General features: G+C 62.6%; 1 protein-coding gene (cut by a window edge). It reads left to right on the top strand.

Annotation, left to right across the window (positions count from 1 at the left end):
* Positions 1 to 15,799, top strand: partial view of a non-ribosomal peptide synthase/polyketide synthase gene (locus tag Dpoa569_RS06080; protein WP_146411156.1) — the 3' portion only. The gene continues 14,849 nt to the left of window position 1, outside the view; the window shows 15,799 of its 30,648 coding nt (coding positions 14,850-30,648); its start codon lies off the left edge, out of view; its stop codon occupies positions 15,797 to 15,799.

The raw sequence follows: 15,799 nt of genomic DNA, 5'->3' as shown, positions 1-15,799 counted from the left end.
CATCAACCCGGCGGCGGTGGGCCTGACGCCCCGCCATCTGGCCTATGTCATCTACACCTCCGGCTCCACCGGACTGCCGAAAGGGGTACAGGTCGAACACGGCAGCGTGGTCAACCTGTGGGCCGGGCTGGAACAGGCAGTGTATGGTTCCGCCGCGTTGCAACGTGTCAGCCTCAACGCCTCACCGTCCTTTGATGCCTCGGTACAGCAGCTGGTGCAACTGGCCTCGGGCCGCACGCTGGTGATTGTGCCCGACGCGATACGCCAGAACGGTGAACAGCTGCGCGAGTGGATGACACAGCAGGCGCTGGAGGTCTTTGACTGCACACCGTCACAGCTGGCGCTGCTGATGGCCGCCGGGCCGTTACCACCCTCACTGCGCACGGTCCTGCTTGGCGGTGAAGCCATCGGTGCCGCCCAGTGGCAGCTGCTGGCCTCGCTGGAAGGCATCACATGCCATAACGTCTACGGCCCGACCGAATGTACCGTGGACAGCACCCATACGCGCATCACCGGGCAAACCGCCCGGCCACATATCGGCCGGCCGATGGCCAACCGGCGGGTTTACCTGCTGGATGCGAACCACCAGCCGGTGCCGCTGGGTGTTGCCGGTGAGATTTATATCGGTGGCACCGGTGTGGCACGTGGTTACCTGAACCGCCCCGAGCTCACTACCGAGCGCTTCCTGGCCGATCCGTTCTCGACCACGCCAAATGCGCGGATGTACAAGACAGGCGATGTGGGCCGCTGGCATGCCGACGGCACCCTTGATTACCTCGGTCGTAATGACGAGCAGGTCAAGATCCGTGGTTTCCGTATTGAACCCGGCGAGGTTGAGTCGGCAGTGCAGGGCTGCACCAGTGTACGCGAGGCGGTGGTGGTGGCACAGCGCACCGCAACCGGCGATCAGCGACTGGTGGCCTATTACACCCTGTCGGATAAGGCATTCACCGTTGAGGCGCTGAAAGCACAGCTGACGCAGCGCCTGCCCGCGCATATGGTGCCGTCAGCCTACGTGCAACTGGGCCAGATCCCGCTGACACCCAACGGCAAAGTGGACCGCAAGGCGCTACCTGCGCCGGATGACAGCGCCTTTAGCCGCACGCGCTACGAGGCCCCGCAGGGCGAAACCGAGCAGCGACTCGCGCAACTCTGGCAGGAGCTGCTGGGCATTGAGCGTGTCGGGCGGCAGGATCACTTCTTCGAGCTCGGTGGTCATTCGTTGATGGTGGTACGTCTGATTGCCGCACTACAGAGTCAGGGGCTGAATATCCCGGTGCGGGCGGTATTTGAGCACACCAGTCTGGCAGAGCTTGCCACGACGATTGAACGTTTTGAACAGGCAACGGTACCAGAAAACCGGATCACCACCGACAGTCAGCGCATTACACCCGCCATGCTGCCGCTACTTGAACTGACGCAGGAGAACATTGACGGGATTGTGTCCAGCGTTCCTGGCGGTGTCCGCCAGATTCAGGATATCTACCCGCTGACCCCGTTACAGGAAGGGGTGCTGTATCACTACCTGCTGGCAGAGTCGCATGATCCTTACCTGAACAGTTCACTGCTGGCATTTGCAACACAACAACGACTGGAGGCGTTTATCGCCTCGCTAAACCGCGTGATTGCTCGTCACGATATTCTGCGCACGGCTGTGCGCTGGGAAGGCTTGCCGCAACCGGTACAGGTGGTGTTACGGCGTGCCGAACTGACGGCAACGCCGGTGCACCTGCATCCGGCAGCGGGCAACGCTGCCGATCAACTGCTCGGCATGAAACCGGGGCGTCTGGATCTGCGTCAGGCACCGCTGTTCAACCTGCTGATGGCAAACGATGAAGCCAATGACCGCTGGCTGTTGTGCCTACAACATCATCACCTGTGTCTGGATCACACCACGCTGGATATTCTGCTTAACGAAATACACGCGGACGAGCGCGGTGAACTGGAGAAACTGCCCGCCTCGGTTCCTTTCCGTCATCACGTCGCACAGGTGCGCGCCAGAGCCGCCACCACTGACGATAACGCGTTTTTCCATCAGCAACTGGCCGATGTGGAATCCCCCACTCTGCCCGGCGGCCTGACCGAACTGGTCGATATGGATGAAGCTATCCTGCCGCTGCCGGACACACTGGCCGGGCGCATTCGTCGGCAGGCACAATACGAGGGCATCAGTGCCGCCAGTCTGTTCCATCTGGCCTGGGGGCAGGTTATCGGTGCGCTGTCCGGTCGTGATGATGTGGTCTTCGGCACCGTGCTGCTGGGTCGGCTGCAAGACGGTAGCGAACAGGCGCTGGGACTGTTCATTAACACCCTGCCACTACGACTGACGCTGGCCGATGTCACTGTCCGGGCCGCACTGGAGCAGACGCACCGCCGCCTGACCGACCTGCTGGCCCATGAGCACGCCTCGCTGGCTCTGGCGCAGCAATGCAGTGGCGTTGCCGCATCGCAACCCCTGTTCAGCGCGTTGCTGAACTATCGCCATGATGTCACGCAGGCAAACGACAGCGTTGCCGAAGACCCGTGGCGCGGCATCACACTCCTGAAGGCGGAAGAACGCACCAATTATCCGCTTACGCTATCCGTGGATGATGCGCTTAACGCCGGTTTCTCACTCAAGGTTCAGGCCGATCGCCGTCTGGGCGGTGAACGGATCGGACAAATGATGCAGCACGTGCTGACGCAACTGATCGATGCGCTGGAGCGGTCACCTGAACAGCCCTTGCACCGGTTATCCGTTCTGCCGGACGCTGAACGCCACCAGGTGCTAACGGGGTTCAATCGCACTCAAACGGCTTACCCGACCGGGATCTGTGTTCATGAACGTATCGAGCAGCAGGCGGCACAGCATCCGGAACGGATTGCGCTGGTCTTTGCAGACCAGTCGTTAAGCTATGGCGAACTGAACCGTCGCGCCAACCAACTGGCGCACTATCTGCGTGAGCTGGGTATCGGTGCCGATGATCGGGTGGCTATCTGTACTGAGCGCCACCCGGAGATGATCGTCTGTGTGCTGGCCACACTGAAAGCCGGGGCCGCTTGTGTGCCGCTGGACCCAGAATACCCCTCCGCACGTCTGGCATTTATGCTCAAAGACAGCGCCCCCAGCGTTATTCTGGTCGATCAGCTCGGACAGGCGGTGTTAGACAACCTGACCGGTACAGCAACAGTGCTGCATCTGACACGGGATGCCGAACACTGGGCAACACACCCCAGCGACAACCCGTCCCGCAGCGAAATCGGCCTGACACCGGATAATCTGGCCTATGTCATCCACACCTCTGGCTCCACCGGGCAGCCCAAGGGGGTGGCGATGCCGCATGCGCCGCTGGTCAATCTGCTGCACTGGCAGGCCAGAGAGCAGGCGGCCATGACCACACTGCAATTTGCCTCCTTCGGTTTTGATGTCGCCTTTCAGGAAATCCTCAGCGCCCTGACCGGCGGTGGCAAACTGGTGATGATCGCCAGTGAAGATCGCTTACAAATGGACCGGCTGCTGAACGTTATCGGGAAGCACGCCATCGAGCGCGTCTTTTTGCCAGTCGCCGCGTTGCAGACACTGGCCGTGACCTGCGCACAAACGCAGCAGGGATTGCCGGTAAAAGAAATCATCACCGCTGGCGAACGGCTGCTGATAAGCAATGAAATCCGCGCCCTGTGCCAACGCTCCGGTCCGATCCGCCTGCACAACCAATACGGCCCGGCAGAAACCCACGTGGTGACGGAGTATCAATGTTCCGGCAACGCCGCTGACTGGCCGCGTCTGCCGCCGATTGGCTACCCGATAGACAATAGCCGCCTCTATATTCTGGATGCGCATCAGCAGCCGGTACCGCTGGGTGTTGCCGGTGAAATCTATATCGGTGGCGTCGGTGTGGCACGTGGTTACCTGAACCGCCCCGACCTTACCGCCGAACGCTTCCTGGCAGATCCGTTTGTAACCGAACCGAATGCACGGATGTATCGCACTGGTGATCTGGGTCGCTGGCTGGCCGACGGTGGCATTGAGTATCTGGGTCGTAATGATTTTCAGGTCAAAATCCGCGGTTTCCGCATTGAACCCGGTGAGGTTGAATCGGTGTTGCAGGACTGCACCGGTGTGCGCGAAGCGGTGGTGGTAGCACAGCGTATCGCAACGGGTGATCACCGACTGGTGGCCTATTACACCCTGTCGGATGAAGCTCTCACCGTTGAGGCACTGAAACAGGAACTGGCGCAACGTCTGCCGGGCTATATGGTGCCATCAGCCTACGTGCGGCTGGACCGGATCCCGCTGACACAAAACGGCAAGGTGGACCGCAAGGCCCTGCCCGCCCTGGATGACAGCGCCTTTGTCCGCACCACCTACCAAGCCCCGCAGGGTGAGACCGAACAGGCGCTGGCCGCCATCTGGCAGCGCCTGCTCGGCATTGAACGCGTCGGACGGCAGGACCATTTCTTCGAGCTCGGCGGCCATTCCCTGCTGGCGGTGCGGCTGGTCTCCCATATCCGCTCCGAACTTAACCGTGAACTGCCGCTGGCGCAGCTGTTTGCCCACCCGACGCTACAGGCACTGGCCGCGGTACTGCACGAGGCCGCCCCACAGACCCTGTCGGCCATCACACCGCTGCCCGATGAGCTCACCCCGCCGCTGTCACTGGCCCAGCAGCGCCTCTGGTTCCTGACCCAGCTCGACCCGGCTGCCAGCGCCGCCTATGTGATTCAGGGCGCGGTGCAGTTGCAGGGCGCCCTGAACGTCTCCGCACTGACCCGGGCGCTGGACCGCATCATGGCCCGTCATGCGCCCCTGCGCACCCGCTTTGAGCCGGTACAGGGCGACGCGGTTCAGGTCATCGAACCCGCCGGTCTGCGCCCGTTCCCGCTGGCGATAATCACCGTGGCACCCGGCGACGCGCTGCCTCTATTCACCCCGGTGTTTGACCTGCGCACCGGCCCGCTGGTGCAGGGGCAGCTGCTCCGTGTGGCGGCACAGACCCACCTGCTGCGGCTGGCACTGCACCACCTCATTGCCGATGGCTGGTCGGTCAGCCTGTTTATCAGCGAACTCAGCACCCTGTACGCCGCCTTTAACGCCGGTCAGCCCGACCCGCTGCCGCCCCTGCGTATCCGTTATGGCGATTACGCCGCCTGGCAACGCCAGCACCTGCAGGGCGAGCTCCTGCAGCGTCAGCAACAGTACTGGGTCGGCCACCTTCGCGGCGCGCCGGACTACCTGACGCTGCCCGCCGACCACCCGCGCCCGCCAACACAGCGTTACGACGGTGCCACCATCGCGTTTACGCTGGAGCACGACCTGACCGACGCCCTGTACGCGCTGGACCGTCGTCACGGCACCACGCTGTTCATGACCCTGTTGGCAGCCTGGGCCGCCCTGCTGGGCCGCCTCGCCGGGCAGGACGATATCGTTATCGGCACCCCGGTCGCCGGGCGTACCCGCACCGAGCTGGAGGGGCTGATTGGCATGTTCGTCAATACCCAGCCGCTGCGCATCGATTTGTCCGGGCCAGTCGATACCGCCACCCTGCTGGCCCGGGTCCGGGAGACGGTGATTGCCGCGCAGGCCCATCAGGACCTGCCGTTCGAGCAGATTGTCGAAGCCGTCGCCCCCGCCCGCAGTCTGGCCCACAGCCCGCTCTTCCAGGTGGTGTTCGGTGTCCAGAACACCCCGTCCGCCACACTGGCGCTGGACGGGCTGACGCTGACGCCGCTGACACCGGACAGCGACACCGCCCAGTTTGACCTGAGTCTGGACATCACCGAAAGCGACAGCGGCCTGAGCGGCCAGCTGAACTACGCCACGGCGCTGTTTGACGCCAGCACCATCCGGCGTTTCCTGACCTACTGGCAGACGCTGCTGCGTGCCATGGTGGCCGACCGCCATCAGCCGGTGGCGCAGATAGCGCTGCTGCCGGATGCCGAACGTCAGCAGGTGCTGCACGGCTTTAATGACACGGTGGCAGACTGCCCGGCAGATGTCTGTATCCATCAATTATTTGAGCAGCAGGCCACTCAGCAGCCGGATGCCGTTGCCGTGGTGTTCGAAAACGAGTCATTGTGCTATGGCGAACTGAACCGCCGGGCCAATCAGCTGGCGCACTGGCTGACTGAACAGGGCGTCAGGCCGGATGACCGGGTGGCGATTGCGCTGGCGCGCGGTGTCGAGCTGGTGGTGGCGCTGCTGGCGACGCTGAAAGCCGGTGGGGCCTATGTGCCGCTCGACCCGGCCTACCCGCCAGCGCGTCTGCAGTACATGCTGGCTGACAGCGCACCGGTGGTGCTGATCACCACCACCGAGCTGAACGCCCGAATGGCAGCCGACTGCCCGGTGATTGCGCTGGATAACCCGGCCCGGCCATGGGCCACCTGCCCGGCCGACAATATCGCCCCGGCGGCGGTGGGCCTGACGCCCCATCACCTGGCCTATGTCATCTACACCTCCGGCTCCACCGGGCTGCCGAAAGGGGTACAGGTCGGGCACGGCTGCGTGGTCAACCTGTGGGCCGGGCTGGAACAGGCAGTGTATGGCTCCGCCGACCTGCAACGCGTCAGCCTCAACGCCTCACCGTCCTTTGATGCCTCGGTGCAGCAACTGGTGCAACTGGCCTCGGGCCGCACGCTGGTGATTGTGCCCGACGCGATACGCCAGAACGGTGAGCAACTGCGCGAGTGGATGACACTGCAGGCGCTGGAGGTCTTTGACTGCACACCGTCACAACTGGCGCTGCTGATGGCCGCCGGGCCGTTACCGCCGTCACTGCGCACGATCCTGCTTGGCGGTGAAGCCATTGGTGCCGCCCAGTGGCAGCTGCTGGCCTCGCTGGAAGGCATCACATGCCATAACGTCTACGGCCCGACCGAATGTACCGTGGACAGCACCCATACGCGCATCACCGGGCAAACAACCCGGCCGCATATCGGCCGGCCGATGGCCAACAGGCGGGTTTACCTGCTGGATGCGAACCACCAGCCGGTGCCGGTCGGGGTGACCGGTGAGATTTATATCGGTGGCGTCGGTGTGGCGCGTGGTTACCTGAACCGCCCCGAACTCACCGCCGAGCGCTTCCTGGCCGATCCGTTCTCGACTGCGCCGAATGCGCGGATGTACAAGACAGGCGATGTGGGCCGCTGGCATGCCGACGGCACTATCGACTATCTGGGCCGTAATGACGAGCAGGTCAAGATCCGTGGTTTCCGTATTGAACCCGGCGAGGTTGAGTCGGCAGTGCAGGGCTGCACCGGTGTACGCGAGGCGGTGGTGGTGGCACAGCGCACCGCAACCGGCGATCAGCGACTGGTGGCCTATTACACCCTGTCGGATAAGGCACTCACCGTTGAGGCGCTGAAAGCACAGCTGACGCAGCGCCTGCCCGCGCCTATGGTGCCGTCAGCCTACGTGCAACTGGGCCAGATCCCGCTGACACCCAACGGCAAGGTGGACCGCAAGGCGCTGCCCACCCCGGATGACAGCGCCTTTGTCCGCCACGACTATGAGGCTCCGAAAACCGCCACCGAACAGGCGATTGCCACGATATGGCAGGACCTGCTGGGCATTGAGCGTGTCGGACGGCAGGATCACTTCTTCGAACTCGGTGGTCATTCGCTGATGGCGATTAAGCTTATCGAACGCTTACGACAGGCGGGGTATACGCTCGCCGTCAGCGACCTGTTCAGACAGCCGACACTGGCCGCACTGGCCGCTACGCTGACGGCCAGTGACACAGCCATGGCAGTACCGGCCAACCTGATCCATGCCAACAACACCCACATCACCCCGGCCATGCTGCCGTTGGTTACCTTGACGCAGGCACAGATCGATACCGTGGTGGCGACCGTGCCGGGAGGCGTGCGCAATGTGCAGGATATCTACCCGCTGGCACCGTTACAGAACGGCATTCTGTTCCACCATCTGCTGCAGCCGGTGGGGGATGCGTATATCACCCACTCCATCCTGAGCTTTGCCGAAAAAGACGGGCTGGATCATTTCATTGCCGCCTTGCAGGCCGTCATTCAACGCCACGATATTCTGCGCACAGCAATCGTCTGGGAAGGGCTGGACGAGGCCGTGCAGGTAGTCTGGCGCGAAGCCCTAATGCTGGTGGAAACGCTGGTTATCCAGTCCGACGATGTCGCCGATGCCCTGCAACAGCGCTTTACCCCGGCGCAGTTGCAGATGAACATCACTCAGGCACCGATGATCCAGGGGTATCAGGCTGCCGACCCGATGAATAACCGCTGGCTGCTGTGCCTGCTGCATCACCACCTGTGCATGGACCACACCACACTGGAGCTACTGCTCGAAGAGGTGCAGGCACACCTGCAGGGCCGCGCCGACCAGTTACCGGCCCCGCTGCCGTTCCGGCAGTTTGTCGCCCTCGCCCGTCAGCAGACGGATGCGCAGGCACAGCAGGACTATTTCCGGGCACAGCTCGGGGATATTGACGCGCCCTGCGCCCCGTTCGGGCTGCTCGATGTTCAGGGTAGCGGTCAGTACATGGATGAACACCATCTGCCGCTGCCCGACGCCCTGGGGCAACGGCTGCGGGCACTGTCACAACAGCGCGGCATCAGCGTCACCAGCCTGTTCCATCTCGCCTGGGGCCGTGTGGTGCAGGCCACCACCGGGCAGGACAATGTCGTGTTCGGCACGGTACTGTTCGGGCGTATGGCCGGAGGTGACGGCGCTGACCGGGTGCTGGGCATGTTCCTGAACACCCTGCCGTTGCGCCTGTCGCTGGGTCAGGTCAGCGTCGAACAGGCACTGCGCCAGACGCACGATGGCCTGGCCGGACTGCTGGCTCATGAGCACGCCTCGCTGGCCGATGTCCAGCAATACAGTGGCGTTGACGCCCAGAGCCCACTGTTCACCAGCCTGCTCAACTACCGCTATAACGGCGGCAACGAGCAGACGGAGGTACAAACGGAGCTGGATGGCATCGACGTGCTGTTCAGTCAGGAGCGCACCAACTACCCGGTCAACGTATCGGTGAACGATCAGGGCGCGGCGGGCTTCAGTCTCGATATTCAGGTTGCAGAGGGTATCGGTGCGGCACGTGTCGGTGAAATGATACTGCTCACCCTGACGGCACTGGCTGACGCACTGGCACAGGCACCGACACAACCGGTACATGCCCTGACAGTGCTGCCGGACGCCGAACGCCAGCAGGTGCTGCTCAGCTTTAATGACACGGCGGCAGACTTCCCGGCAGATATCTGTATCCATCAGTTGTTCGAACAGCAGGCCGCACATTCACCGGACGCCGTCGCTGTGGTCTTTGACGGCGAATCACTGCGCTATGGCGAGCTGAACCACCGTGCCAATCAGCTGGCGTACTGGCTGATTGAACAGGGTGTCAGGCCGGATGACCGGGTGGCGATTGCACTGGAGCGCAGCATCGAGCTGGTGGTGGCGCTGCTGGCAACGCTGAAAGCCGGTGGGGCTTATGTCCCGCTCGACCCGGCCTACCCAACGGAGCGCCTGCAGTACATGCTGGCCGACAGCGCACCGGTGGTGCTGATCACCACTACCACGCTGAATAGCCAGATAGCCGCCGACTGCCCGGTGATTGCGCTGGATACGCCGGTACAACCCTGGGCCACCTGCCCGACTGACAACATCAGCCCGGCTGCGGTGGGCCTGACGCCCCATCATCTGGCCTATGTGATTTACACCTCCGGCTCCACCGGGCAGCCGAAAGGGGTGCTGGTCGAGCACCGGGGCCTGTGTAATCTGTCACAGGCACAAATCCGCCTGTTTAACGCAGGGGCAGGCAGCCGTGTACTCCAGTTCAGCTCCCTCAGTTTCGATGCCAGTCTGTTCGATATCGTGATGGCATTGTGCTCTGGGGCAGCGCTCTACCTGCCTCGGGGCCGACTGCTGGGTGAAACGTTGACGCAGTTTATGCAGCAACAGCGTATCAGCCATGCCACATTGCCACCGGCAGCACTCTCCAGCCTCAACCCGGCACAGGCGCTGCCGGATCTGGCCGTGCTGGTGACCGCCGGGGACGCCATCAGCCGTGAAGCGATTGCGCCCTGGTGTGCTGGCCGGGCGGTCTACAACGCCTATGGCCCGACCGAAGCCACTATCTGGGCCAGCACCTTTGCCCTGCATCAGCCTTATGCCGGTCAACCACCGATCGGCTACCCGGTTGAAAACACCAAAATCTATCTGCTGGACGGTCACGGTCAGTTGGTCCCCGTCGGTGTCACCGGTGAGATTTATATCGGCGGCGTCGGTGTCGCGCGCGGCTATCTGAACCGCCCCGACCTGACGACTGAGCGTTTTCTGAATGATCCGTTTGCTCACGAGTCGGGTACGCGGATGTACCGCACCGGCGATCTGGGCCGCTGGCAGACTGACGGGACGCTGGAATACCTCGGCCGTAACGACAGTCAGGTCAAGATCCGCGGTTTTCGTATCGAGCCGGGTGAAATCGAGTCCTGCGCACTCGGCTGCCCTCACGTCACCGAAGCCGTGGTGCTGGCGCGAGCGGATCATAACTGCCAACCGCGGCTGATCGTCTGGTATGTCGGTGACGCCGAGGCGCACGCCCTGCGCCGCCATCTCGCCGAGCGGCTGCCTGCCCATATGGTACCGGCAGCCTGTGTACAGATGCTGGCACTGCCGCTGACGCCGAACGGTAAAGTCGATCGCAACGCCTTACCCGCCCCGGATGACAGCGCCTTTGTCCACAACGACTACGAGGCACCACAAACCGCCACCGAACAGGCGATTGCCACGATATGGCAGGACCTGCTGGGCATTGAGCGCGTCGGGCGGCAGGATCACTTCTTCGAGCTCGGTGGTCATTCGCTGCTGGCGATTAAGCTTATCGAGCGCCTGCGCCGGGCGGGGTATACGCTCGCCGTCAGCGAGTTGTTCAGGCAACCGACGCTGGCTGCACTGGCAACCACGTTGACGGGCAGTGAAGCAACCGCGACTATTCCGGCCAACCGGATTCACCCGGATTGCGAGCAGATCACCCCGGCCATGCTGCCGCTGGTTGCCCTGACGCAGACGCAGATTGATGCCGTGGTGGCCACCGTGCCGGGAGGCGTGCGCAATGTACAGGATATCTACCCACTGGCACCGTTGCAGACCGGTATTCTGTTCCACCATCTGCTGCAACCGGTGGGGGATGCCTACATCACCCCCTCCATCCTGAGTTTTGCTGAAAAGGACAGGCTGGATCATTTCATTGCCGCCTTGCAGGCCGTCATTCAGCGTCACGACATTCTGCGCACGGCGATCGTCTGGGAAGGATTGGACGAGGCGGTGCAGGTGGTCTGGCGCGAAGCACTGATGCCGGTGGAAACGCTGGTTATCCAGTCCGATGATGTCGCCGACGCCCTGCAACAGCGCTTTACCCCGGCTCAGTTGCAGATGAATGTCGCGCAGGCACCGATGATCCAGAGTTATCAGGTCGCCGACCCGGCCAATAACCGCTGGCTGCTGTGTCTGCTGCACCACCATTTGTGCATGGACCACACCACGCTGGAGCTGCTGCTCGAAGAGGTGCAGGCACACCTGCTGGGCCGCGCCGACCAGTTACCTGCCCCGCTGCCGTTCCGGCAGTTTGTCGCCCTCGCCCGTCAGCAGACGGCTATATCGGCACAACAATCTGCACAGCAGGACTATTTCCGGGCACAGCTCGGGGATATTGATGAACCCTGCGCCCCGTTCGGGCTGCTCGATGTTCAGGGCAGCAGTCAACACATCGACGAGCACCATCTGCCGCTGTCAGACACCCTGGGGCAACGGCTGCGGGCACTGTCACAACAGCGCGGCATCAGCGTCACCAGCCTGTTCCATCTCGCCTGGGGACGTGTGGTGCAGGCTACCACCGGGCAGGATAACGTCGTGTTCGGCACCGTGCTGTTTGGCCGTATGGCCGGTGGTGAAGGCGCTGACCGGGTACTGGGCATGTTCCTGAACACCCTGCCGTTGCGCCTGTCGCTGGGTCAGGCCAGTGTCGAGCAGGCACTGCGTCAGACGCACGATGGCCTGGCCGGGCTGCTGCGTTTTGAACACGCCGCGCTGGCCAACGTCCAGCAATGCAGTGGCGTTGGTGCCCAGAGCCCGCTGTTCACCAGCCTGCTCAACTACCGCTATAACGGCGGCAGCGAGCAGACGGCGGTACAGACAGAGCTGACGGGCATCGACGTGCTGTTCAGTCAGGAGCGCACCAACTACCCGATCAGTGTGTCGGTGAACGATCAGGGTGCGGCGGGCTTCAGTCTCGATATTCAGGTTGCAGAGGGTATCGGTGCGGCGCGTGTCGGCGAAATGATGCGCCTCACCCTGACAGCGCTGGCCGACGCGCTGGCGCAGGCACCAACGCAACCGGTGCATACCCTGACGGTGCTGCCGGACGCCGAACGCCGGCAGGTACTGTACGGCTTCAATGACATTGAGACTCACTTCCCGGCGGATATCTGCATTCATGAATGGTTTGAGCAGCAGGCCGCCCGGCAGCCAGACGCCGTCGCCGTGGTCTTTGACGGCGAATCATTGCGCTATGGCGAGCTGAACCGCCGGGCCAATCAGCTGGCGCACTGGCTGATTGAACAGGGTGTCAGGCCGGATGACCGGGTAGCGATTGCGCTGGAGCGCAGCATCGAGCTGGTGGTGGTGCTGCTGGCAACGCTGAAAGCCGGTGGGGCCTATGTCCCACTCGATCCGAACTATCCGGAAGAACGGTTGCACTATATTCTGCGTGACAGTGAGCCAGTCGCGTTGATCACCACCACCGTGCTGAATAGCCAGATAGCCGCCGACTGCCCGGTAATTGCGCTGGATAACCCGGCACAGCCGTGGGACACCTGCTCTGCTGATAATATCAACCCGGCAACACGCGGCCTGACGCCGCATCATCTGGCTTATGTCATCTACACCTCCGGCTCCACCGGGCTGCCGAAAGGCGTGCTGGTGGAACACCACCATGTCGTGCGGCTGTTGCGCGCCTCGCAACCGCTGTTCCAGTTCGGTGCCGGGGATGTCTGGACACTGTTCCACTCCTACGCCTTTGACTTTTCCGTCTGGGAAATTTGGGGGGCGCTGCTCAATGGGGGTCGTCTGGTGGTGGTGCCGTATCTGGTCAGCCGTTCGCCAGAGGCCTTCTATCAGTTGCTTTGTGAGCAAGACGTCACGGTTCTCAACCAGACGCCGAGCGCGTTCCGGCAGTTGATGGCAGCGCAGGCCGACAACACCGGGCACCACGCATTGCGCTATGTGATTTTTGGCGGCGAAGCGCTGAATCCATCGAGCCTGGCACCGTGGTACTCACGAGCAGCCAATCACCGCACACAGCTCATCAATATGTATGGCATTACCGAAACCACGGTGCACGTCACCTGGCAACCGTTGCAGCCTGCGGATGTTGCGTCCACCGCCAGCCCGATCGGACGTCGTCTGCCGGATTTACGCACCTACCTGCTGGATGCACAGCAACAGCCGGTGCCCATCGGGGTGATCGGCGAGCTGTATGTCGCCGGGGCCGGTGTCGCGCGCGGTTACCTGAACCGGCCAGATCTGACCGCAGAACGGTTCCTCGACGATCCGTTCACGGCACAAACCGGTGCACGAATGTACCGCTCTGGCGATCTGGCTCGCTGGAATGCTGACGGCACCCTCGACTATCTGGGCCGTAACGATCATCAGGTCAAGATACGCGGTTTCCGTATTGAGCTGTGTGAGATCGAAGCGGCGGTGCGTAGTCACACGCAGGTCACGGATGCTGTGGTGCTGGCACGCCCCGGTCAGGATGGTGAGCCGCGTCTGGTGGCCTGGTATGTCGGCGACGCTGATGTGCAGGCACTACGTGATCACATCGCCGGGCAGTTGCCTGCTTACATGACCCCGGCGGTCTATGTGTCTGTTGACGCCCTGCCGCTGACGGCCAATGGCAAGATTGATCAAAAAGCTCTGCCGGAACCGGATGACAGCGCCTTTATCCACCAGACCTTTGAAGCCCCACGTAGTGCCATGGAGCACATGCTGGCGGAGCTGTGGCAGACGCTGCTGGGGGTTGAACGTGTTGGTCGTCAGGATCACTTCTTTGAACTCGGCGGCCACTCATTACTGGCGGTGAAACTGGTGAGTGAAATGCACAGACGTGGACTCACGCTTTCCCTGTCCACCCTGTTTGAATCCCCTCGCCTGTTTGAACTGGCAGCCGCGCTCGACACAGCAGAAACACAACGCAAGGCCTGGGTAGCGTTGCGTTCATCCGGGTCGCAACGTCCCTTGTTCGTGGTGCCAGAGGCCACCGGCGAACTGCTTTACGGCCCGCAACTGGTGGCAGCGATTGATACGGATATTCCGGTGTACGGCCTGCTGGGCCCGGATCGCCATCTGCCGAGCTTCACAACGTTGCAGGGGGCGGCAGCCCGTTATGTCGGCATTATCCGCGAAGTACAACCGCAGGGGCCATATCGCCTGCTGGGCTGGTCGCTGGGCGGCACGCTGGCGTATGAAATTGCCGCGCAGTTGATTGGACTGAACCAGTCGGTTGAATTCCTGGGGCTGCTGGATACCTGGGCGTTACCGCCAGTCGAATCGGTATCGCATACGTCAGAGACGCTGGAGCAGATGAGTCAGGCGCTGATTCAGGATGTCCTGACGTTGCGGGGTGAATCACTGCCAACCGCGGCGCTGGCAACCTGTCGGCAATGGCAGGATTACCATGCACTGGCCTGCCAGTTCGGTGTCATCCCCTCTGACTGGACGCCGACGTATTTCTGCCGCTGGCTGCAACACCGTCAGGATCTGCTGAATGCCGAGTACCGGCCACAGCCGCTGCCGGTTCAGGTTGACCTGCTGGCTGCCCATGACAGTCTGGCACGGGCAGAGCCGTACCTGCACTGGGACCGCATCTTACCGCCGTCCTCGATCCGGGTGACCCCGGTACCCGGTGACCACATGAGCCTGTTTACCGAGGCCCATGTCGGCACGGTCGGTCAGCAGATATCCCAGGCGATTCAGGCCCGCAGGCGGCCAGAGCCGACAACCGTGCAACAGACTCAGACGCCGGTGATCACGTTACAGGCAGGCCGACAGGCCGGGCCGGTGCTGGTCTGCATTCCCGGTGCCGGTGATAACGTCATGAGTTTTATGGCGCTGACTGCCGCCATGCCGGATGACTGGCAGGTATGGGGCCTGCAGCCACAGGGCTTGCTGGAAGGCACCACACCCCACAGTTCGGTCGAGGCTGCCGCCCAGTATTATCTGACGGCGCTGAAGGCGCAGCCGCTCAACGGGCCACTCCATCTGCTGGGTCATTCGTTCGGTGGCTGGAGTGTACTGGAGCTGGCGCGGCAGCTGGAGCAGGAAGGCACGCCGGTAGCCTCGTTGACGCTGGTGGACTCCAGAGCGCCTCAGGCAGCGAAAGAGTACCCGGACCTGCAGGTATGCATGCGGTTGATCGCGCTGTTTGAAATGCAAGGTACCGCACTGGCACTGACGGAGCCTGAGCTGGCGGCATTGACGCAACCGCAGCGGCTGGAGTGCCTGCATCAGCGCCTGATCGAGCGAGGTGTGATGTCGGCCAGTAGCCGGGTGCAGGATCTGACGGCTATCTTCCGGGTTTTTGCCGCCAACCTGCGCACCGGATACCAGCCGACGTCGCTGCCGGTGGTCACGCCGTCACTGATTCTGGCCGAGGACGCAGACGTCGGCCGGATGACTGGCTGGCAGACGTTGATCCCGGCCATACCGCTTCAGCGCGGCTCCGGTAACCATGTCCAGTTGCTGAAAATGCCACACGTGACGTTTATTGCCGACTGGGTACAGCGGCAATAA

Origin of the sequence: Dickeya poaceiphila (assembly GCF_007858975.2) — a bacterium.
GTDB lineage: Bacteria > Pseudomonadota > Gammaproteobacteria > Enterobacterales > Enterobacteriaceae > Dickeya > Dickeya poaceiphila.
The sequence above is the reverse complement of the archived record's forward strand: the minus strand, read 5'-3'. Positions and strand labels throughout refer to the sequence as shown.